Source organism: Bacillus cereus, assembly GCF_002577405.1.
Lineage (GTDB): Bacteria > Bacillota > Bacilli > Bacillales > Bacillaceae_G > Bacillus_A > Bacillus_A cereus_AU.
Map to the genome: position 1 here is coordinate 13,757 of NZ_NULR01000038.1, position 21,614 is coordinate 35,370.

Here is a 21,614-nt window from a genome sequence, read left to right on the forward strand (position 1 = left end):
ATAGAGGAAAAATAATGTAAAAAAACTATTGTATGTTTAAAAACCTTATGTTACATTTGTGTTACAAAATAGTTACAAACTGTGACTTATATTACGGTTTGTTTTCTGTTGTTTTTCGGTATGTTACGAATTGTAGTTCGTATTCCAACTAAAAATGATTTTTTATGTGTATAAGAGTGTGTGTAGTAAAGAGTCTGAGTGAGAGCTTTCTTTATGCGCATTATTAAAATTCCTTTCTGTCTTGAAAGAAGAAGACTACCAACTATTTAGGAGTTTTAAGTAATGATAGCAAATGAAGTGTACTTCCTTTCCCACACACAAAGTACATATTTCCTTTCAGTCTAATTGCTACACAGACTTTTATACATATGAAATTATTGTTTTAGGGGATATATAGGAGGAGAAAAAAATGAAAAAATTATTAGCAGTAATTGGACTTACATTTTTAATGTTAGCTGGATGTAGTGGTGGGGATTTTGAAAAAGCGATGGATGAGGGAAATACCGCACTAACGAATAAAGAATATAAAACAGCCTTATCATCATTTGAAAAAGCACTAGATGAGAAAAAAGATGATTCAGATGTAAAAGTGCTTGTAGAACAAACGAAAGCAATGATTGAAGCTATGAAGCTAAAAGAAGAAACAAAGGTGGAAGAATCTATTAAGTCATTCGAAAAAGTAGAGAGTGTGAAGAATGGAAGTAGTACGCTTATAAAACAAGCAAAGGAAGAACGAACAGCGTTACTAGCCATCTTAGAACAAAAAAAGAAGTATAGTGAGCAACTGGTGAAAAGTGAAGAGTTAATAAGTAAGAAAAATTATTCAGAAGCGAAAGAGATATTAAATAAGCTAGTTTCAGACACAAAAGATAACAAGAACCTTGAAGAATATAATAAAAAAGCCGCAGGATTAATCACGAAAATTAGTGAAGAAGAAAAAAATGCAAAGAGTGAAGCGGTAGCAGCGAAAACAGAAAAAACGAATGCAGTACCGAGTCAAAAGGTAGCGACAGAAAAGCCTCAAAAAGTAGAGACAGAGAATAATCAAAAGGCAGAGGCAGACAAAAATCAAAAAGCAACGACAGAAAATAATAAAAAAGTAGAAGCAGATACGACTCAAAAAGTAACGACAGAAAATAATAAAAAGGTAGAAACAGATACGACTCAAAAAGTAGAGACAGGAAAAACGCAAGATGACTTTACTTTTGAGAAAGCTAAAGCATATATCAAAAATGAGTATAAAGAAGAATATAATTACACGTTAGAGGATACGAAAGTAGAGAATGGAAAGAAATATTATCAAATTAGAGTGCGTACGACATATAAAATAGAAGGCGCAGCTGGATCAGGATTTACTGGAGTATTCAAGGTATTTGAAGATGGTACAATTGTTGAAATGCACTAAATTGATGAAAAGGATACGATGAATCTTTATATTTCTAGTAAAGATTCATGTATATTTTAGAAGTGAAAACGGCCATTTAAGTATGTACGGTGAACCGTATCATAAATAACGGTAAACTTTTGTGAAAAATATTTTGGTAGTTATAATGATTTATGAAAACAGTAGATAATAAAAGAAGCTTAATGATTAATCTGTACCCTTTGTAAGGGACATTTTGAAAAAAGTTATGCAACAACAAGAAGATGATTTCTGTATTCAACAGAGGTCATCTTCTTTAATTTTCATTGATATCTCTATTTTCACGTGTTAACCACTAGTACACCGCAGCAAGTCAATATTACTAACAGCACGTAGAAAACGTTTGGATAAATAAGAAGCAAATAAATTATTAAAGGGTTGTAACCCCTACTATAAGAAATACTATTATTACCAAAGGAAGAATGATAATCATAAAGGACACTATTACTGTTAATAATGCTTTCCATGCTGAAAATTGGTGTGCTTCTCCTAAACATTTTAAGGAAATAATGATTGTCCAAATTCCAATAATTACATCAATTATGACAAAAATAATAAACAAAAGCGTTAAAGTTATGCTACTATCCATTTTCGGTGTCTCACTCGTAAAGTTTTCTATCCCAAACAAGAAAAATGAAGGCATCCAAACTAATATAAGAGAATAAACGTAAGGGATATAAGAATAGGCAACTGAGTAACGTGTTTTTTCAAAGGTACCTTTTCCGCCAAGTTTTTTTGCCACCCAATTGAATAACGCTGGTAGCAAAAAATAATAAGTTAAGAAAACAACGAAGGTACCGAATATAACTATTGAGATTATTGAAAATGGACTACTTATTGAATCCGCCACATTTTTAGAAGATGCTCGATCTAAAGTCTGTACGAATGAGCCTAATAAAATGAGTAAAATCACATTCTTAGGTTTGGATATAAAAATTTCTTTCATTGTATCACGTGGTTTTGTCCAAATGGAGAACCAAGGATTAAGTGCACGTTTAAATTGATGTTCTGGAGTTTCCATATAAAAAAACATTCCCCTTTCTTAAAACATATTAAATATAATTTCCCAATTATCCCAGTTATGTACATAGAAATATTAAAGCATAAATAGTCGGTTATTTAAATATAAATATTCAATCATTTAATTTCATCTGAAACTTAGGGGTAGTGCTTCTTAGCAATTACCTCTATTTGTCTTGCATTTTTAACTATGGGCTGAGTAGTTACAAAGTTTAATACATTAAATGAAACAGGTCAGCAAGTCTTTAAAACGGTAGTCAAAGTAAGCTTGAAAACAAATAAACAAAAACAGCAAATGAAAGAGTTTAAATGGCATGAACTACAATTTGTAGGGCAGTTTATGAGTTTACAACAAAGAGAACGCTATAATATCATATTAAAATAAGAGAGGGATAGAACATGCCCAAAAAAAGATTAGTGAACTAGGATATACAGAAAAGGAAACTCTTAGAGATGTATTACTTAGGGCAGATAGATGTTTGAGAGACTATGGTTACGCTATAAAATAGTAGACTTTAGGAGAAATAAATCTATTTAAAAGGGGTATCAAGGATGGGGAAATTCAAGAAAGACCAAAAAGTAGTTGCACTTACATTTGAGGGGTTAACGCCATGTACTATTGTAAGAGTTGGTTGGATTTTTATTACGGTACAGGTAGAGGAAACAAAACATCTGTATTCGATTACAAAAGGTAAGATAGTTCCTTTAGAAGAAGACAAGCACTACTTATTAGAAGAGTGTATAAATGAAGAAGGTAACTTTGAAATAGGTGATGTATTTGGTATTATTGATTCATCAAACTTAGAAAGTGTAAAGGAAGAATTTGCTGACAACGGTGAATTCGAGAAGAAAGATGGGCAATATTATACAAGACTTAAAACAGGTAGTGAGTTACTGAAACAATACTTCAACTAATATCTCACAAAGGAGTATGCAATATGATTGAGATGAAACAGGTAAAAGTAGGGAGAGACCAAAAGGAGTCTCTTTTTGTTTTAAATGGTGAAGGTGACATTATATTAAGTACAGAGAAAAAGTCCATCTTAAACAGTTGGTGTAATCTATTAGGGATAGAGATACCGACTAATGTAAAAATAACAGAAGTAGACAATGTACATATAACTACATATCAAGTAGAGAAGACCGTCATGTGTAAGGAATTTATAGATAAGAAAGAAGTACCTTTAGGGGTATCTCCTTGTCTAACCTTTGTACCTATGAAAGACTGTGATGAATACATGGAAGTAATTGCTTACGTACATATTGACGAGAAAGTCACAACAATCTATATACCGCATGAAACTTCAAATGCATTTGTAGAGTTGTATACAGGAGAAGTAGACACTAGTGTAAAGTTACCATTTTTAAATTATAATTTCTAATTTCTAATAGGAGGGGTAGGAACTTGATTCCAAATATAGAACTAGGGATCAAAACGGTAAAGGGTCAAGGCTTAAAATTAGGTGATGTATTAAGTGCAGATGGGTTAACAGATGAAGAAGGTAACTTACATGCACAAGTAAAGAGTGAACCATCAATTGCATTCGAGTTAGAAGGTTTTATCATAGTAGAGTGAAAATGACCTAATTTTGATATTTACGGATATATTTGAAGTGGGGAAATATGCCAAGCTTATCCTATCGTTATTTTTCTAGATCTACTACTAATCTGTAACTTTAGATAGTTATAAATCGCAAGTGTACTAGGCAGTGGGATTTTAACAGCAACAAAACAGAGATAATGAAAGTAAAAAGGTATCCTTCTTATTGGAGGATACCTTCTTAGCATAAAAAAAAGCATCTAGCAAAAGTACTAGATGCAAATAAAAACACAAGGGAAGACAAAATTCTTCCCGTTTCCCGTAAGTAATTATATCAAAAAAATTATAAAAAACTAGCTTTATTTTTAATATAATTGATGTGTGAGGCTATGAGGTTATAGGATTACATTGTTTTCATAGTGTTTTGTTCGAAAAAGGAGTTGTATAAATGATTAATTTCAAACCAGAAAACTTGAACCAACTATTCAAAGTGATGTTGATTAGTGCAAATAAATCGTATGATGCGATTAAAGATTATGAATGTACGGGAGAAGCGGTAACATTCCGTGTAGACTTCGAATATATTGATGTTTCTCTTATGATTATAGATATGTTAGGGAGATCGGCAGCAAGATTTACTGTTTTGCCATTTGCTCATCAGGATACGAATGAGATAGATTATATTCAGTTTCAAGTGTATTCGATTAATGAAGGGAATTTTAAAGAAATGCTTGATATGATGTAAAAAACTATAAATTTACAAAAATGTATATAAAGCCTAAAATATAATTAGTAAATTCATATAATTGGAGTGATGAGATGCAGCCGTTAGAAAGGGAGATTCATGCTAATATGCTAAAAGTGTGGAGGATTCACGCTTTAATTGGGGCAGCAGTTATACTAGCAGTTGTAATTGCGTATTTCTTTTTTATGATTAACTTTAACTGGTGGGGCTGGTTGTTTGGATTGTTAGTAACCGGAGCTATTACATTTATCCCACTTGATTATTTCGTATTTCCAAATTTACGTCAGCGCTATTATAGTTACAGATTAAATGAAGAAGAGATTGAAATTCAAAAAGGAATGTTCGTTGTAAAACGCGTACTTATCCCGATGATTCGCGTGCAGCACGTTACAATCGAACAAGGACCGATTATGAGAAAGTATAATTTAGCAGAATTACACATTTCAACAGCGGCAACTTCTCATAGTATTCCAGGTTTAACGAAAGAAGAAGCAGAGCAGCTGAAAAGACAAATTGGAGAACTTGCGAAAGTGAGTGATGAGGATGTATAAGAGGCAACATCCGATCACAATATTGTTAGGTATTCGAATTGCAGGTTTATTGCCTTTTATTTTTCTTGTTCTATTTCGTTCAGATGGTGAAGTGAAACCTTGGTATTTATTGCATCTTGTTCTTTTGGCTCTATTATTTATTATGGCTATTTTCTCAGCTGTAAAATGGTATTTTAAAGTGTACTGGGTTGAAAATAATGTTGTACATATAAAACATGGTGTGTTCGTGAAGAAAGAAAGTTATTTAAATAAAGATCGTGTGCAAAATATTAGTACGTCTTCTAACGTTATTTATCAAATACTTGGACTTACGAAGTTAAACATAGAAGTAGCTGGCGGCGGTACTGAGCCAGAAGTGATGTTAGCGGGTATTAAAGAGGATGAAGCGAAGGAACTAATTGCCTTATTACATAAAGACAGAAGTGTTGTGACTGAAGAAGTGCCCGCAGCAGGAGAAAGTAAGACGGTGTATCAGTTAACAACGAAAGAAATTTTATTCGCAGCCATTACATCTGGTAAATTCGGATTAGTATTTTCTGGACTACTTCTTATTTACTCAGAGTTTAATGAATTTCTTCCACAATGGCTCATTAATAAGGTGGAAGCGTATGTGATGGATAACGGTGTATATGAATTAATCGTTATGGCCGCGATTTTAATGGCAATTTCGTGGGTCATTTCTACAGCCGGCTATGCGTTAAAATATGCGAACTTTAAAATTGAGCGAAACAGAAAAGAAATTCGTATCGTTCAAGGTTTATTTGATAAGAAAGAGTTTGTGTTAAAACTACACCGCATTCAAGCAATTACTGTGAAAGAAGGAATTCTTCGGCAGCCTTTCGGTTATTGCTCTGTCGAAGTGGAAGTCATTCAAAGTATAGAATCCGTTGGGAATGAAGTGATGTTACATCCTTTTATGAAGAAAAAAGATGTACAGCAGTTACTTACCTATTTACAATTGCCGTATGAAATGGAAGAGGGGATCGTTCATTTACCGAAAGCGGCATTACGCCGTTACGTAATAATGGGCTGGATTACAAGTGCGGTGCTCGCTGTACCAATTGTCAGTGCGAGTATATATTTTAAACAACATACCGCATTGTTCACTCTGATACCGCTAAGTATCATATTTACAATACTTGCATACGCTCGTTACACAAGCGGCGGTTACATGATGAGGGAAAATCAATTAACGATGGTGTACCGTCGTCTTGCGAAATATACAGGGATCATGCGTAGAAGACATGTTCAAGTAGTTGGATACAATCAATCGTATTTTCAAAAGAAAGACGAGTTATGTACAGCTGCCGTATCAGTAGCGGGGCATGGTTATGAAGTGAAGCATATGCGTAAAGAAGATTCACTTCGTATTTATAATTGGTACAAAGAAAAAGGAAACACCAGTGTGTAATGGTGTTTCCTTTTTTGGCGTAAAATCGATATCTTTAGTCGAATCGTTGATATAATTTCACGCGCCGCTGAATCTGAAATCAGAAACCTAAACTAACACATCAAAAGTAGTCACAAAAGATGGACGAGAGAAAATGCTTTTTTGCCCTTCTGCATGTGGATGCGCAGGAGCTTGTCCTTCTGCTTGTGCAGGGCGTTTTTTATGAGCATTTTCGAATGAACGTGATTCTGTCCAGTCTTTAAAGTTTTGCTCTGTTTCCCACATTGTTAAGATGACATATGTATCGTTACTTAATGGGCGAAGAACGCGGATCGCTTGGAATCCAGGCTCGTTTTCGATAAGGCCTGCTCGGTTTTTAAAACGGTTTTCAAATACAGGGCGACCTTCGTCTGTTACAGAAATGTTGTTACAAACGATATAGCCAGGTTGTCCTTTAAATTCGCCAACAGCGTCTAGTACGTCATACTGAAGTGAGCCTTCTACAGATTCTTCAGTATTTTCTTTATAAAACATATTTTTCTCATCATTTTTTGCAGTGAAATGTGCTTGTTCTAGAGGTGTTTCGTATGAAATAATCGCCTTCATTTTAATGCCCCCTTTATAGTTTGTTTCTATTATATCAACTCTTTAGAAAAACTTCGAAGATTATATACATAAAGATAATTCTTTTTCAAATAATAAATGTACCATCATTTGGAAAGAAGGCCGATGTATGAAGAAAGTAAAGTGGACTTTATTAGGTGGGTTAGCAACGTTTGTATTAGCAATTGTATTCTATAAACTTATTGTGTTAGCTGGTGGCTATATGATGGATGAAAAGCAGCTCGTTTTCCACTCTTCATCACGTATCGTTGACCAGAAAGGGAAAGAAATTACGAAATTATATGTAGAAAATAGAGAAATCGTACCAGTCGAGCAAATTCCGAAGTATGTGCAGCAAGCGTTTGTTGCGGTGGAAGATTCTCGTTTTTATGAGCATCAAGGGGTTGATTACCCATCTATATTGCGGGCTCTCTATAAAGATACGATAGCTGGTGAAAAGGTAGAGGGCGGTAGTACGATTACGCAGCAACTTGCTAAAAATGTCTTTTTAACTCGTGAAAAAACATTTACACGTAAATTGAAGGAAGTCGCAATTTCTCTTCAATTAGAGCAAAAATATACGAAGCAGCAAATTCTTGAAATGTATATGAATCATATTTATTTTGGCCATGGTGCTTACGGTATTCAAGCGGCAGCAAAGCTGTATTTTAATAAAAATGTAGAGGATTTAACAGTAGAAGAAGGTGCGACGCTTGCAGGTCTTCCGAAGTCACCAAACGGATATTCACCCTACTTATCTCCGGAGAAGAGTAAGGAGCGCCGTGATCTCGTATTGTCACTGATGCATAAACAAGGCTATTTAAATGCAGAAGAAAGTGTTCGTTATCAAGGTAAGACAATTGCTCTTTATAAAAACTTAGATGAGAATGAACTCGCATATATGCCGTACATTGATATGGTCATAGATGAAGCAGCACGTTTATACGGATTATCTCATCTAGAAGTGCTTCGCGGAGGCTATACGTTTGTCGTACCGATGGATGAAAAGATTCAAAAGGTAGCGTATAACCAGTTTCAAGATGCAAGAAATTTCCCTGGTAAAGAAAATGGGGCGCAAGGGGCATTTTTATTAATGGATAATCGCACGGGCGGGATTAAAGCTGCGATTGGCGGAAGAAAGTATGTCCCGAGAGGGTTTAATCGCGTCTTTGCAAAAAGACAACCGGGCTCTGTTTTAAAACCACTTCTCGTGTATGCGCCAGCACTAGAAACGAAAAAGTATAATCCATATTCTTTATTAACGAATGAAAGAAGTTCTTTTGAAGGGTATGAGCCTCGAAATTACAATCATGAGTATTCGAAAGAAATGACGATGTACGATGCGATTATAGAATCAGCGAATGTACCGGCAGTTTCTTTATTAAATGAGTTAGGGGTAGAAGAAGGAAAGCAATATTTAGAGAAAGGAAATGTTCATATTGCAGACGCTGGTCTAAGTACAGCGCTTGGCGGGCTGAAAAGTGGCGTTTCAACGTTGGATCTTGTGAAAATGTATCGTGCATTTTTAGCAAATGGCAATATTATTGAGCCACACGTGATTGATAAAGTGTTAAATAGACACGGTGCAGTCATTGGGGAATCACCAAAAGTAGAAACGAATATTTTCTCGAAACAAACGGCATGGTATATGACGAAAATGTTAGAAGGAGTTGTGAAGGAAGGGACAGCGAAAGCAGGGGTATATAACGGTGCGTTAGCTGGAAAGACGGGTACAACTTCATTGCCAAATGACGACAAGGGAGCAAGAGATATGTGGTTCGTTGGCTATACGCCGAATTTAGTAGGCGCTGTTTGGATTGGTTATGACCGCACAGATAAAGAGCATCAGTTGCAAGGAGAAAGTGCGTCTGCGACGAAATTGTTTAAGAAAATTTTAACGAAGGCAAATGTAGAGCATAAAGAGAAGTTTATGAAACCAGAAGGAGTGGAAACAATCGGTGCTCCGATTCGATTGCGCAGGATTGAAGATGTAAAAATGAAACTATCGTTTAGTCCTTTCGGTTTATTTAAAACAAAATTAAGCTGGACACCACTTCCAGATGAAAGAGTTATGTATCGAATTTACAGAGTGGAAAACGGAATTCATACGCATGTAGGCACTGTAACAGGTGCTGGAGAATATGAGGAAAAGTTTGTTAACATATTTTCAAAACCGAGTTTTTACGTTGTACCATATAACACACAAACGAATCGCGAAGGAGAAAAGTCAAAAGTAGCTAAACCATAGTTTTTCTCTGTGCTATAATAAGAATGTTGTGAAAATAGTAAGCGGTTTTACATATGTTTGTGTCAATTTCATGAACAACGTACATAATATTATGCATTTTGTTTTTACAAGCTGTATAGTAAAAAAAGATAAATATCGCACGTATTCGAAGCATTGGCAAGGAAGGGAGCAAGGGTCTTGGTAAGAACTATAAATGAGACATTTTTAAAAGCATGTAGGGGGGAACGTACAGAGTATGTACCAGCATGGTATATGCGTCAAGCAGGTCGTTCACAGCCGGAATATAGAAAGATAAAAGAAAAATATTCTCTATTTGAAATTACACATAATCCTGAGTTGTGTGCTTACGTTACAAAGTTACCAGTTGATCAATATAATGTAGACGCAGCAATTCTTTATAAAGATATTATGTCACCACTACCTGCAATTGGTGTGGATGTTGAAATTAAATCTGGTATTGGCCCAGTAATCGATAATCCAATCCGTTCTTTACAAGACGTAGAAAAATTAGGAGAAATCAATCCAGAAGATGACGTACCATACATTCTAGATACGATTCGTTTATTAACGACAGAAATGTTAGACGTACCGTTAATCGGTTTTTCAGGAGCTCCATTTACGTTAGCGAGCTATATGATTGAAGGCGGTCCTTCTCGTAACTACCATAATACGAAAGCATTTATGTACGCTGAGCCGAAAGCTTGGTTCGCTTTAATGGATAAGCTTGCAGATATGGTTATTACATATTTAAAAGCGCAAATTAACGCAGGAGCAAAAGCAGTTCAAATTTTCGATTCTTGGGTTGGAACAGTAAATGTAGCAGATTACCGCGTATTTATTAAACCAGCAATGGAGCGTATTTTCGCAGAAGTTCGCACGATGGGTGTACCAATGATTATGCACGGTGTTGGCGCTGCACACTTAGTGAATGAATGGCACGACTTACCGCTTGATGTAGTTGGTTTAGACTGGCGCTTACCGATCGAAGAGGCACGCGCACGCGGTGTTCATAAGGCGGTCCAAGGAAATATGGACCCTTCATTCTTATTAGCACCTTGGCCTGTTATTGAAGAACATGTAAAAGGTATTTTAGATCAAGGGATGAAAGAGCCAGGTTATATCTTTAACTTAGGTCACGGTGTATTCCCAGAAGTAAATCCAGATACATTAAAACGTTTAACTACATTTATTCATGAATACTCTAAAGGGCAGTTAGCGAAGTAAAGGAGATTGGCTGTATGAAAAAGAAAATTGGTTTGCTTGTAATGGCATACGGAACGCCATATAAAGAAGAAGATATTGAACGTTACTATACACATATTCGCAGAGGAAGAAAGCCAAGTCCTGAAATGCTAGAAGATTTAACAGAGCGTTACCGTGCAATTGGTGGTATTTCTCCTTTAGCTACTATTACATTAGAGCAAGCTAAGAAGTTAGAGACGCGTTTAAATGAAGTGCAAGATGAAGTAGAGTACCATATGTATCTTGGCTTAAAACATATTGAACCGTTTATTGAAGATGCAGTGAAAGATATGCATAACGACGGCATACAAGATGCAATTGCACTTGTTCTTGCGCCTCACTATTCTACATTTAGCGTAAAATCATACGTTGGACGAGCACAAGAAGAAGCTGAGAAACTTGGAAACTTAACAATTCATGGCATCGATAGCTGGTATAAAGAACCGAAATTCATCCAGTACTGGGTTGATGCAGTGAAAGGTATATATAACGGTATGTCAGAAGCAGAACGTGAAAAAGCAGTGTTAATCGTATCTGCGCACAGCTTACCAGAAAAAATTATCGCAATGGGCGATCCATATCCAGATCAATTAAATGAAACAGCTGATTATATCGCACGCGGTGCTGAAGTAGCAAATTATGCAGTAGGTTGGCAAAGTGCCGGAAATACACCAGATCCTTGGATTGGTCCAGATGTACAAGATTTAACGAGAGAACTAAATGAAAAGTACGGATACAGTTCATTCGTATATGCACCAGTTGGATTTGTTGCGGAACATTTAGAAGTTTTATATGACAATGACTTTGAGTGTAAAGTTGTAACGGATGAAATTGGCGCGAAATATTATCGTCCAGAAATGCCAAACGCATCGGACGCGTTTATTGATTGTTTAACAGATGTTGTATTAAAGAAAAAAGAATCTGTCTTGTAAAAAGAAAGGGGGAGCTTACTTGAGGAAAAAAGTTGTGATCATCGGCGGTGGCATCACTGGATTAACCGCAATGTATAACTTACAAAAAAATATTCATGAAAAAAACTTGCCGATCGATACATTACTTATAGAAGCATCGGGTAAACTTGGCGGGAAAATTCAAACCGTTCGAAAAGATGGATTTACAATTGAACGCGGACCGGATTCTTTCTTAGCAAGAAAAGAAAGTGCAGCTAAATTAGTGAGAGAATTAGGCCTTGGTGATGAAATTGTAGAGAATACGACCGGTAAATCATTCGTCCTCGTCAACAATCGGTTACATAAAATGCCGAGTGGTTCAATGATGGGAATTCCAACGCAAATTACTCCGTTTCTATTTTCCGGCTTGTTCTCCCCAATTGGTAAATTAAGAGCTGGTTTTGATCTGTTAATGCCTAGATCAAAACCAGTATCTGATCAATCACTCGGGCAGTTTTTCAGACATCGCCTCGGAAACGAAGTAGTTGAAAATTTAATAGAACCATTACTATCAGGTGTTTATGCTGGGGATATTGATGAAATGAGTCTTATGTCTACATTCCCGCAGTTATATCAAATGGAGCAAAAACATCGTAGTATTTCACTTGGCATGCGTACGCTCGCTCCGAAAGAAGAGAAGGCTGCACCGAAAAAGGGAATCTTCCAAACGGTGAAAACAGGTTTAGAATCTATAGTAGAATCTCTTGAAGTGAAGATTCATGAAGGTACGGTAATGAAGGGAACACGTATTGAAAAAATCGCGAAGCTTGCTGACGTTTATACGATTACACTTAGTAACGGAAAAGAAATCGAGGCAGACGCGATTGTTATGGCAGCCTCGCATAAAGTATTGCCATCTATGTTTGCCCAGTACAAGCAGTTCCGTTTCTTCCGCAACATGCCGTCTACATCAGTTGCAAACGTGGCACTTGCTTTCCCGAAATCAGCCATTCAGCGAGATATTGATGGGACAGGATTTGTCGTATCAAGAAATAGCGATTATACGATTACAGCATGTACGTGGACACACAAAAAGTGGCCGCATACAACGCCAGAAGGGAAAGTACTCCTTCGCTGCTATGTTGGACGCTCTGGTGATGAAGCGATTGTGGAACAAACCGATGAGGAAATTGTACAGCTTGTCTTAGAGGACTTACAAAAGACGATGGACATTACAATGGATCCAGATTTCACGATTGTGAGTCGCTGGAAAGAAGCGATGCCTCAATATACAGTAGGCCATAACGAGCGAATGAAGAAACTTACAACATTTATGGAGAAAGAGTTGCCAGGCGTATACTTGGCAGGGAGTTCTTACGCTGGTTCTGGTCTTCCGGACTGTATTAAGCAAGGTGAAAAAGCAGCACAGCGTGTAGTATCTCATTTGGAGAAAGTAATGGAGACGGAATTAATAGCACAATAAAATACTTCAAAAGAAAAGCCTTCAATATAATTGAAGGTTTTTCTTTTATTATATGAAATACTTGTTAACCAATAAACATATATAAGTTATTTGGTTTTATAACCGCATCTCCCGCATAAATAACCCACTCTGTTAAGTTGTCAAAATCTAAATGATAAGAGTTCCCTTCATGCATCTCCTCTATAAAATACGGTTCATTAATGAGTATTCCTTGAATGAGATCTTCCGTAAGGTCTTGCATTTCAAACCACATATGTTCACTTTTTCCTTCTTCGTAAGAGACACCAAACTTAGCGAGGAAACGGAAATCTTCATTTGATTGTTCAATTTGAAAAATGTTGCTGAAATACCCGAAAGTATTTTTTGCATTATAAGCCATACGAGCCGTTTCACTATTTGTTTTATAGAACATGAGCCCTGTAGCTTCTTCGTGTTCTTTGAAAAAGCTTTCTATATATTCTCCTGAAGTATTATATTGGAACAAGAGAACAGAGGGAGATTGATGGTATTCATCTCGGGCATCCATCCCGCCAAGAAATATGTTTTGTGCATCTATTGGTTGTAATTTCACTTCTTCATCTTCAATTGAAGATAATTGATCCATACTCGTTTTACGTCCGATATAAGATAAACCTTTTTCCCACGGAACAGCTACTGTATGTATGGAACCTTGCTGACTATGTGCAATAACGATAGGCTCATTCATTGGAACTTGGCCATTCTCAACGGCATTATTAGCAAATGTTTGAAAAAGATCGCCAATGCCGTAGTAGGAAGAAATGCGATTTGGAATAATTAATTCTATTTCAGTTACGCCTGCTCTTAAAAGGCCGTGTGTATGAAACCAATATTGCGTAGGCTCGCCTTCTTTATCGTCTTCATATACGGAATGAATAACGTATAAGTCAGGAATGTCAGGTAACAATTCATTTTCAACGTGATATTCAATATAGCTTCTAGATATCACTTTCATTGCTGCGCTTGAATCGATTACAAATAACAAATCTGGGGCAAGGTTCCATAAAAATTGTAACTGCTGGAAAAAGCAGTCCAGCACATCGCCTACAAATAGCGTACGAGTGAAAATTTCAGTGCCGAAAGCCGCATCTTCAAAAGTACGATCTACTATTGTGGAATCTTGTCTATTGTACATTTTATATTCTTCTGGATCATTCGTTTCATCAATATGCAGTTCATACGGTATGACTTTTTCATCCATATGTAACTCAACAATAAGGCTTGTCTCATCACTATAAACAATTTTTAATTCATCAACTTTAGTAGAGATAGTTTCTAGCCGCTGTTTTAGCTGATCAATTGTAATTCTAGTTGGTATAACAGCAATCATATCTGAAAAATGACGTTCTAATGTTCCATTCATAGCTGCACGGTATGTTTCTGTTTGTACTTCCATCCAATCACTCCTATTTAAATGAATCCATTTTACATGCCAATGAAATTTCGATATTTTCTGTCTTCTCTCTCTAACATTATAGAGTGCATTCATAGAGTCTGTAAAATTATTATTTTGTATTATAGTTTGAAAACGAGTAAATTAGATTAATTTTTTGTAAAACTTGTCGAAATAACGTTCTATATAACGAATCATTTGATATGATAGAAATGCTGAGAAAATATGAAATAGGGAGAGGAAATGGCTGTGAAGAAATTGTTAAGTGTCTTTTTATCACTTTTGCTATTGCTTTCATTTACTGGAACTTTAGCGCAAGCAGAAGAAACTACTTCTATGTCAGTAGAAAAAGCAATTCAAGTATTTAAGCAGCAAGGGAAAACGAAGGGGATAGTGGAAGGGTATATTGTTGGATATACGCAAGGTCCTTCTAAGTACACGAAGGATCCGGCTAAGTTTGACGACACGAACGTAGCAATTGCTGATTCGCCAAATGAAACGAATCCAGACAAAATCATGCCTGTTCAGTTGCCAAAAGGTGATGTGAGATCGGCAGTAAATGTGAAAGATCACCCTGAAAATATAGGGAAGAAAGTACAGTTAACAGGGACGCTTGAATTATATTTTAGTAGCCCAGGTTTAAAATCAACAACAGCTTATAAGTTTCAAGGAGAAGGACAAAACCGTGTTAGCGATGTAGTAGCTTCACCTGGTGGCGGGGAAGTTGCGAAAGGAACAGCGGTAACATTAACAACAAACACAGAAGGAGCAACAATCTACTATACGCTAGATGGTTCTACTCCTACCAACAAGAGTGTTCTTTATAACGGACAAATTATAGTGAATGAAAATAGCGTAATTAAAGCAATCGCAGAAAAAGAAGGGCTTACTTCTTCGGCGGTTTCGACATTTTCATTTATTATCGTAAACAATGAACCAGTTCGTATTCATGATATTCAAGGGAAATCACATATTTCTCCTTACAATGGGAAGAAAGTATACAATGTGGAAGGCGTTGTCACAGCACTTGATAAAAATGGTTTTTATATAGAAGATAATCAGCCGGATAATGATCCAGCTACATCAGAAGGTATGTACGTATACAAAAAAGATGCGAATGTAGCAGTAGGAGATCTTATTCAAGTTGATGGAGAAGTAGAAGAATATGTTGGACCTGGATATGCAGAAAGGTTTGAAACAGACTTAACAACGACTGAAATTAAGGCGAGCCGCGTTGCTGTAATCGCAAAAGATCAACCGTTACCAGCACCGATCGTACTTGGAGAAAATGGTGTAAAAATCCCGGATCAAATTATTGATAATGATGCATTCGGTTTATTTGATCCAAATGAAGATGGCATTGACTTTTATGAAAGTGTAGAAGGTATGCGCGTTACGATGCCAACGCCAAAAATTATTGCACCTCAGAAAAACGGGAATTTATATGTAACAGTACAAAATGGTGGTGATAAAGTAGTAACGAAATATGGCACACCCCTTTTAGCTGAAAATCAATTAAACCCAGAGCGTCTTTCTGTAAAAGTACCTCGTGATTATGTGGCAAAAGTAGGCGATACTTTCACTGGAGATATAACAGGGGTAGTAGGATATGATTACGGTTCGTTCCGTATTTCGCCAGTAACAGAATTACCATCTGTAGTAGACGGTGGATTTAAGCAAGTAGGGGCAAATATTCAGCCGCGTCTTGATAAATTAACAGTTGCTACATTTAACATTGAAAACTTCTCGGCGAATAAGAAAGAAACAACAGATGAAAAAGTAAAAGCGTTAGCGTATTCTATTAAATACAATTTAAAAATGCCAGATATTATCGGTGTAGAGGAAATGCAAGATAATAATGGATCAATTAATGACGGTACAACAGATGCTTCATTAAGCGCAAAACGTATCATTGATGCAGTGGTAGAAATTCGAGGTCCGAAGTATGAGTATGTAGAGATTGCTCCAAACAACAATCAAGACGGAGGAGCACCAGGAGCTAACATTCGCGTCGGTTTCTTCTATAACCCATCACGCGTGAAATTAGCAACAGTACCGAAGTTACTTGATAAAAATGTTGTCCGCATTGGAGACGAAAATCCATTATTTGGAAGTACACGTAAACCGTTAGCTGCAGAATTTACGTTCCAAGGGCAAAACGTTGTTGTCGTTGCAAATCACTTAAACTCAAAAATAGGAGATGCAACGCCATTTGGAAAAGTACAACCGCTCGTATTAAAGAGTGAAGAAAAACGAATTCAGTTAGCGCAAGAAGTAAATCATTTCGTACAAGGTATTCAGAAAAAGAATACGAATGCACCAGTTGTTGTGCTAGGAGATATGAACGATTTCGAGTTCGCTAAACCACTAGAAGAACTAGAAGGAACAATCTTAAAAAATATGTTAAACACAGTGCCGAAAGAGAATCGTTACACATACATTCATGAAGGAAATGCACAAGTGTTGGATCATATTTTAGTAACAAACAACATCGCACCGCACACAATTGTAGACCCAGTACACTTAAACTCAAACATTATGAAAGAGCACGGACGTGTAAGTGACCACGATCCAGTACTTGCTCAAATTGATTTGAAGAAGGCATCTTAAAGTAGGGAACGCTTAGGTGACTAAGCGTTCTTTTTTGTTTTTTCATCGGCATATAATTATGAAGAGGGAATTCCTTTTTTTGTAATATGATGATAGAATTAATTAAATATTCAGTTTTATGAGGGGGTTAACGATGCAAGCACAAATACATGGAAAATTAATGAACCAGCTAGCGATTTTTTTTAGTAGTATTGTCTTGCTTCAATTTGCTGCCGAGATAACAGGGCTTACACAGAATTTAGATATTACGTATAACTTAATAAATACAGCAGCGTCCTATATAACATTTAGTTTGGCGGTTATCTTCACTTTAATAGGTGCAAGAAGAGAATTAAGTAAATATGCAATTATTTCATTATGTTTAGTTGTAGGTATTAAAGCAATTTATTTTGCGGCGGTTGTTATTTTATGGGGATTGGCTGGTACGCCGTAAAAGAGGAGATGGTTATATGAGTAGTGAAAGTGTACGATTCGTAAATGTAAACGACAATAATCTTTATGTAAAAATGTTAGGGGTAGGTGAACCAATCATATTTCTTCATGGAGGACCTGGAAGTGAACACCGCTTTTTTCTTCCCTATATGGCTCCGCTAGCAGAAAAATTCCAACTAGTTTTTTATGATCAAACAGGTTGTGGGGAATCGGAAGAGCCAAAGGATAAACAATATTCTATGAGGAATGAGGTTGAAAACTTAGAAGCATTGCGTGTGCAATTGGGGTTTGAGAAAATAAATATATTTGGGGAATCATGGGGATCAATGCTTGCGTTACTGTATGCAACTACATATCCCGAACGAGTGAATAAATTACTTTTAACAGCTGCGATAGGAGTTAATGTGAAAGGGTTAGAAAGATTTGGAGAAGAACTGCAAAAGAGATTAACGGAAGAGGACAAAGTAATTATTTCTGAAATAAACAAGAAGATTAAAGTAGGAGAGGCTTCTATATACGAGATGCTACAAGTGTTAGACCCTTATTATGTGTTTGCTATAGAAACTTTAACTTATAAAAAGAAAACAACCTTTAGTAATGAAGTTAACACGATACTAGGTGCAGATATGGTGGGAAATTATGATGTGACTAAACATGTAGAAAGGCTCTCGAAAATTCCGATTCTAATTGCACAAGGGAGTCATGATATATTAACTCTTACTACTATAAAAGAACATTTTATAGAGTACATACCTCATATAGAGTTTTTAGAAATTACAAATTGTGGACATTGGACGGTAGTGGAGCAGCCAAAGCAAATGTGTAATATCGCGTATAACTTTTTTGAAAACTGATAATAAGAGCGTAATTCCGAATCGAACTTAGGGAATTACGCTCTTATTCGTTCAATCGTTTAGTCTGAAATGGCTTGAAACGCTTTTCTACACCGATCTCTTCTTTGCAGTCTTCTTTTGTACCTTTTTTTATCACGCTGTACGCCTTTTATGTACATGCATAGGCTAACGAAGAGGAAGAAAACACATTGCAACATTAAAATATACGGTGACATGCCTTGCAATGGTTGTTTCGGATCATATAAATGAATAGGTGCCCCGCCGATTGTAGGGAATATTGTATTTAACAGGACGTAAGGAATGGAGGTAACTGCAAATGGAAATAGAATCGCCATATAGTCCTTTTGTGACCATACAGATGCAGCAAGTCCTAAAAGAGCCATTAAACCTGCAAATAAAAAATTAATACCGATATATACAATAATGTAAGTGAGGGGAGAATCGTAATATAAGTTTGCGAACATCCCATTGTCGTTTATTATGCCAGCACCGAAGGCAGGTGCTCCGTTTGGAATGGTTAAAATGCAAAATAATAACGATAAGATGAATGGAAACGTATAAAGAATTCCTCCGCAAAAAAATGTAACGATATATTTCGTAACTGAATAAGGGAATAAAGAAATCCTTTTACTAATAAACGGTTTAAAATCATCTGATTTATCCGAGTTGTAACTCGTACTAAAGGGGAGACTGGCAATAACGGGCATTAATAATAAATAAACATCCATTTCATTATCCCGAAATCCAATCCATTTAAAAGCTGTTGTTACAAACACATCCGTTCCGTCTCCAATATAACGAATTACATAATAATAATGATAAATAGAAATAAGAGCTAATCCACTAAACATAATAATTAAAGAAACACGATTACAAAAAGCTTGCTTTATATTTAAACGAAGCGCACGCATCATGAATGAAAAAGCCTCCACTATTTTGATAAACTTGTCTATTTTCTATATTACTATTAATTGTAAAGATTTTCTTGTTTTTTCATTTGATTATTTAAAAAAGAGGAATTTTGTTGTTGATAAGTAAGGTTTATCTTTATATCTTAAGAACACCTTTTCTTTTTCTCTTTCCTTCTGATACACTATGACAGTATTATATAATTTGACTGGAATTTTTTTATACTGGGAATAATAAAAAAAGAGAACTTGTATAGAATGTAAGCGTGTGGTAATATCGAAAGTGTACTAATTGACTATATTACCCAATTGGTCATTTTTGGAGGTGACGATGTGGCGATAGATCGAAAACGTTCTATTATTGAAGCTGCAACAAAGTCTTTTTCAGCGTTTGGTTATAAAGCAACAACGATGGATCAAGTAGCGAAATTAGCGAATGTTGGAAAAGGAACAATTTATACTTTTTTCAAAAATAAAGAAGAACTGTTTGGTGAAATTATTTCTAATTTAATTACAGAAATGAGGCAAGTTGCAAAAGATGCAATTCGTCCAGATATTTCATTTTTTGAAAATGTACATAGAGCATTATATAGCATCTTAGAATTTAGAAAAGAACATCAGCTCATGATTAAATTAATTCAAGAAGAGCGCGATATGGGAACGAAAGAAGTACAAGAAGTGATGCAACAAGTTGATGTGGAAATCGTTTCTGTTATTCAATCGTATTTAGAAATGGCGATTGAAAAAGGTGAAATTAGCAAATGTGATCCAGAAATTACAGCATTTATTATGCTTCGCTTATACGTATCGCTTATTTTTGATTGGGAAAAAAACCATGAACCGCTAGAAAAAGAAAAAATCGCAGAATTATTTGAACTTTATTTATTAAAAGGATTGTCAAATTAAGATAATCCTTTTATTACTATAAAAAAACGACCATTTGAACAAAGTGGTCATCACCATCGACATATGAGATTTTATAACACCCTCAAGTACAAAAAAACGTTATTCTTTCTAATTTATTTTATCTAGAAAGAATAACGTTTTATATTTTTTGGAGTAGTTTATATCATTAAGTTGATGGAAATGTATAGTGTTTCTAATTTGTACTTTTAAAAATGTAGCCGTTTAACTCTAGCTCATAGATAGGTGGTCAACTACAACTAGATGTAAAGTTAGAATAAGAAGTCAGAAGATATTTCACTTGTTCAATAAAATAATGATAGTATTCATTATTATTAGACACTCGGCTAGCCATAATAGCTCCCTCCATTGACGATGCAAGAAAAGAAGCAAGTGATAAAACATCTACATCTTCTTTAAACTCTTGTTTTTCTATTCCTTCTTCAATAAGAGATCCTATTAATAATATAGTATTATTATATCCTTTTGCGGCAGCTTTTTGTAGCTCTGGAAATACACCTGTACTTTCAATTGCGCTATTAAGCAAAGGACACCCACCGGCAATCGGAGGGTTATTGGCTGCATCTCGATACACAAGGAAAATCGCAATGATTTTATCAATTGATTTCTCTTTATGTTCCATCGCTTCATGAAAATGTTTCCACATGATCTCACCGCCTTTATCAAACGCAGCAAGTACAATCTCACCTTTGCTCTTGAATCTACGATAAATAGCTCCTTTAGGCAAATCAGTGGCTGTCATTATATCTTGAATCGATGTATTAGCTATACCTTGTGTATTAAATAAAAGTAAAGATGTATCGATGATTTTATTTTTTATTTTATCAATTTTAGTCATTAATTTACATACCTCCCTCCTAATAAAAATACAGTACTCTACCGAGCTTCTGTTGCAAGCATAATGTATATCAAAATGAGATATATACTTGATGAATAGTAATTTTTATTGTCATTCAAAAAATTTTTAATAAAGAAGGACAAACTTAGATTATTTTCCCCAAAAATAAACATTATATTTTAAAAATATTAGGAAGATATCCTTTGAAGTCAAATTGATCACTACATCTTTCGGGTCAATATTTATCAAAATTTCAAATGTAATCATAGCATAAAAAAAAGTGTATAACTAGAATTTAGTAATAGTCAAAAAAAAATATATATGTGTTGTTATATTAGTAACTTATTATAAATAAGAAACGTTGTGCTAAATTCTTAAAAATCACAAGTCAACATCAAAATGATTCTAAAATTATTTTAGTAAAATAGAGATTGTATGAAAAAATTAAATGAATAATATTGTAATGGCGTAGAACAAATGGTAGAATCAAAAACAGACCGAA

The 21,614-nt window shown here is 35.3% G+C and carries 20 protein-coding genes; 15 read left to right on the forward strand and 5 right to left on the reverse strand.

From position 1 onward, the window contains the following. Window positions 1-409: 409 nt before the first annotated feature. Window positions 410-1,405 carry a hypothetical protein gene (locus COC96_RS26665; RefSeq protein ID WP_098769767.1) on the forward strand — a complete coding sequence of 332 codons (996 nt, stop codon included), beginning with the start codon at window positions 410-412 and terminating at the stop codon, window positions 1,403-1,405. Window positions 1,406-1,793: 388 nt separating this feature from the next. Here the strand turns inward: COC96_RS26665 and COC96_RS26670 are convergent, their stop codons facing one another. Next, window positions 1,794-2,444, reverse strand: coding sequence for a Yip1 family protein (locus tag COC96_RS26670; RefSeq protein WP_098268642.1), 651 nt, complete (start codon window positions 2,442-2,444; stop codon window positions 1,794-1,796). A 551-nt stretch (window positions 2,445-2,995) separates the two neighbouring features. On the opposite strand from COC96_RS26670, the gene COC96_RS26675 reads away from it, so the two are divergent. From COC96_RS26675 to COC96_RS26695, 6 genes are all read left to right on the forward strand, one after another. Beyond that, on the forward strand, window positions 2,996-3,358 hold the full coding sequence (locus COC96_RS26675) for a hypothetical protein (protein WP_098268641.1): 363 nt from the start codon (window positions 2,996-2,998) through the stop codon (window positions 3,356-3,358). A gap of 23 nt (window positions 3,359-3,381) precedes the next feature. Further along, window positions 3,382-3,825, forward strand: a complete 444-nt coding sequence (locus tag COC96_RS26680) for a hypothetical protein (protein WP_002116816.1) — start codon at window positions 3,382-3,384, stop codon at window positions 3,823-3,825. Between the two features lie 23 nt (window positions 3,826-3,848). After that, entirely contained in the window at window positions 3,849-4,019 is a 171-nt protein-coding gene (locus COC96_RS27700) for a hypothetical protein (protein ID WP_176538812.1), read from the forward strand. Window positions 4,020-4,431: 412 nt separating this feature from the next. After that, on the forward strand, window positions 4,432-4,728 hold the full coding sequence (locus COC96_RS26685) for a protoporphyrinogen oxidase (RefSeq protein WP_098769769.1): 297 nt from the start codon (window positions 4,432-4,434) through the stop codon (window positions 4,726-4,728). Window positions 4,729-4,802: 74 nt separating this feature from the next. After that, a complete protein-coding gene (locus COC96_RS26690; RefSeq protein WP_071723779.1) occupies window positions 4,803-5,279 on the forward strand; it encodes a PH domain-containing protein in 477 nt (158 codons plus the stop codon). Next, window positions 5,272-6,690 (forward strand): PH domain-containing protein, encoded by a 1,419-nt coding sequence (locus COC96_RS26695; protein WP_098769771.1) that lies wholly within the window; start codon window positions 5,272-5,274, stop codon window positions 6,688-6,690. Before COC96_RS26690 ends, COC96_RS26695 begins: the two co-directional genes overlap by 8 nt. 87 nt (window positions 6,691-6,777) lie before the next feature. On the opposite strand, the gene hmoB is transcribed toward COC96_RS26695, so the two are convergent. After that, a complete protein-coding gene (gene hmoB, locus COC96_RS26700; protein WP_097905903.1) occupies window positions 6,778-7,275 on the reverse strand; it encodes a heme-degrading monooxygenase HmoB in 498 nt (165 codons plus the stop codon). Window positions 7,276-7,402: 127 nt separating this feature from the next. Here hmoB and COC96_RS26705 point away from each other — a divergent pair, with 127 nt between their 5' ends. The 4 genes from COC96_RS26705 to hemY all read left to right on the forward strand — a co-directional run bounded on the left by COC96_RS26705 (window position 7,403) and on the right by hemY (window position 13,135). After that, on the forward strand, window positions 7,403-9,520 hold the full coding sequence (locus tag COC96_RS26705; RefSeq protein WP_098769772.1) for a transglycosylase domain-containing protein: 2,118 nt from the start codon (window positions 7,403-7,405) through the stop codon (window positions 9,518-9,520). A gap of 177 nt (window positions 9,521-9,697) precedes the next feature. Continuing rightward, a complete protein-coding gene (gene hemE, locus COC96_RS26710; RefSeq protein ID WP_098769774.1) occupies window positions 9,698-10,744 on the forward strand; it encodes a uroporphyrinogen decarboxylase in 1,047 nt (348 codons plus the stop codon). A gap of 14 nt (window positions 10,745-10,758) precedes the next feature. Continuing rightward, the gene (gene hemH / locus COC96_RS26715) at window positions 10,759-11,694 is read left to right on the forward strand and encodes a ferrochelatase (protein WP_098268636.1); all 936 of its coding nucleotides are present in this window, start codon (window positions 10,759-10,761) and stop codon (window positions 11,692-11,694) included. A 19-nt stretch (window positions 11,695-11,713) separates the two neighbouring features. Continuing rightward, a complete protein-coding gene (hemY, locus tag COC96_RS26720) occupies window positions 11,714-13,135 on the forward strand; it encodes a protoporphyrinogen oxidase (protein WP_098769776.1) in 1,422 nt (473 codons plus the stop codon). Window positions 13,136-13,199: 64 nt separating this feature from the next. Here hemY and COC96_RS26725 read toward each other — a convergent pair whose 3' ends face one another. Beyond that, window positions 13,200-14,549 (reverse strand): DUF4026 domain-containing protein, encoded by a 1,350-nt coding sequence (locus COC96_RS26725; RefSeq protein ID WP_098268634.1) that lies wholly within the window; start codon window positions 14,547-14,549, stop codon window positions 13,200-13,202. A 240-nt stretch (window positions 14,550-14,789) separates the two neighbouring features. Here COC96_RS26725 and COC96_RS26730 point away from each other — a divergent pair, with 240 nt between their 5' ends. The 3 genes from COC96_RS26730 (at window position 14,790) to COC96_RS26740 (ending at window position 18,442) form a co-directional block, all read left to right on the forward strand. Next, window positions 14,790-17,156: a DUF6359 domain-containing protein gene (locus tag COC96_RS26730; RefSeq protein ID WP_098769778.1), complete on the forward strand. Its 2,367-nt coding sequence runs from the start codon at window positions 14,790-14,792 to the stop codon at window positions 17,154-17,156. Window positions 17,157-17,289: 133 nt separating this feature from the next. Beyond that, window positions 17,290-17,589 carry a hypothetical protein gene (locus tag COC96_RS26735; protein ID WP_088232607.1) on the forward strand — a complete coding sequence of 100 codons (300 nt, stop codon included), beginning with the start codon at window positions 17,290-17,292 and terminating at the stop codon, window positions 17,587-17,589. Between the two features lie 16 nt (window positions 17,590-17,605). After that, entirely contained in the window at window positions 17,606-18,442 is an 837-nt protein-coding gene (locus tag COC96_RS26740; protein ID WP_088232606.1) for an alpha/beta fold hydrolase, read from the forward strand. Between the two features lie 59 nt (window positions 18,443-18,501). Here the strand turns inward: COC96_RS26740 and COC96_RS26745 are convergent, their stop codons facing one another. Continuing rightward, window positions 18,502-19,356, reverse strand: coding sequence for a hypothetical protein (locus COC96_RS26745; RefSeq protein WP_098268632.1), 855 nt, complete (start codon window positions 19,354-19,356; stop codon window positions 18,502-18,504). Between the two features lie 327 nt (window positions 19,357-19,683). On the opposite strand from COC96_RS26745, the gene COC96_RS26750 reads away from it, so the two are divergent. After that, window positions 19,684-20,256, forward strand: coding sequence for a TetR/AcrR family transcriptional regulator (locus COC96_RS26750; RefSeq protein WP_088232604.1), 573 nt, complete (start codon window positions 19,684-19,686; stop codon window positions 20,254-20,256). Between the two features lie 247 nt (window positions 20,257-20,503). Here COC96_RS26750 and COC96_RS26755 read toward each other — a convergent pair whose 3' ends face one another. Further along, complete coding sequence (locus COC96_RS26755) at window positions 20,504-21,112, reverse strand: TetR/AcrR family transcriptional regulator (protein WP_097905912.1); 609 nt, start codon at window positions 21,110-21,112, stop codon at window positions 20,504-20,506. Window positions 21,113-21,614: the final 502 nt, after the last annotated feature.

Excerpts from the sequence above, each read along its gene's own strand:
- COC96_RS26665 (WP_098769767.1), top strand. The coding sequence starts at position 410 with ATGAAAAAATTATTAGCAGTAATTGGACTTACATTTTTAATGTTAGCT.
- COC96_RS26670 (WP_098268642.1), bottom strand. The coding sequence starts at position 2,444 with ATGGAAACTCCAGAACATCAATTTAAACGTGCACTTAATCCTTGGTTC.
- COC96_RS26675 (WP_098268641.1), top strand. The coding sequence starts at position 2,996 with ATGGGGAAATTCAAGAAAGACCAAAAAGTAGTTGCACTTACATTTGAG.
- COC96_RS26680 (WP_002116816.1), top strand. The coding sequence starts at position 3,382 with ATGATTGAGATGAAACAGGTAAAAGTAGGGAGAGACCAAAAGGAGTCT.
- COC96_RS26685 (WP_098769769.1), top strand. The coding sequence starts at position 4,432 with ATGATTAATTTCAAACCAGAAAACTTGAACCAACTATTCAAAGTGATG.
- COC96_RS26690 (WP_071723779.1), top strand. The coding sequence starts at position 4,803 with ATGCAGCCGTTAGAAAGGGAGATTCATGCTAATATGCTAAAAGTGTGG.
- COC96_RS26695 (WP_098769771.1), top strand. The coding sequence starts at position 5,272 with ATGTATAAGAGGCAACATCCGATCACAATATTGTTAGGTATTCGAATT.
- hmoB (WP_097905903.1), bottom strand. The coding sequence starts at position 7,275 with ATGAAGGCGATTATTTCATACGAAACACCTCTAGAACAAGCACATTTC.
- COC96_RS26705 (WP_098769772.1), top strand. The coding sequence starts at position 7,403 with ATGAAGAAAGTAAAGTGGACTTTATTAGGTGGGTTAGCAACGTTTGTA.
- hemH (WP_098268636.1), top strand. The coding sequence starts at position 10,759 with ATGAAAAAGAAAATTGGTTTGCTTGTAATGGCATACGGAACGCCATAT.
- COC96_RS26725 (WP_098268634.1), bottom strand. The coding sequence starts at position 14,549 with ATGGAAGTACAAACAGAAACATACCGTGCAGCTATGAATGGAACATTA.
- COC96_RS26730 (WP_098769778.1), top strand. The coding sequence starts at position 14,790 with ATGGCTGTGAAGAAATTGTTAAGTGTCTTTTTATCACTTTTGCTATTG.
- COC96_RS26735 (WP_088232607.1), top strand. The coding sequence starts at position 17,290 with ATGCAAGCACAAATACATGGAAAATTAATGAACCAGCTAGCGATTTTT.
- COC96_RS26740 (WP_088232606.1), top strand. The coding sequence starts at position 17,606 with ATGAGTAGTGAAAGTGTACGATTCGTAAATGTAAACGACAATAATCTT.
- COC96_RS26745 (WP_098268632.1), bottom strand. The coding sequence starts at position 19,356 with ATGATGCGTGCGCTTCGTTTAAATATAAAGCAAGCTTTTTGTAATCGT.
- COC96_RS26755 (WP_097905912.1), bottom strand. The coding sequence starts at position 21,112 with ATGACTAAAATTGATAAAATAAAAAATAAAATCATCGATACATCTTTA.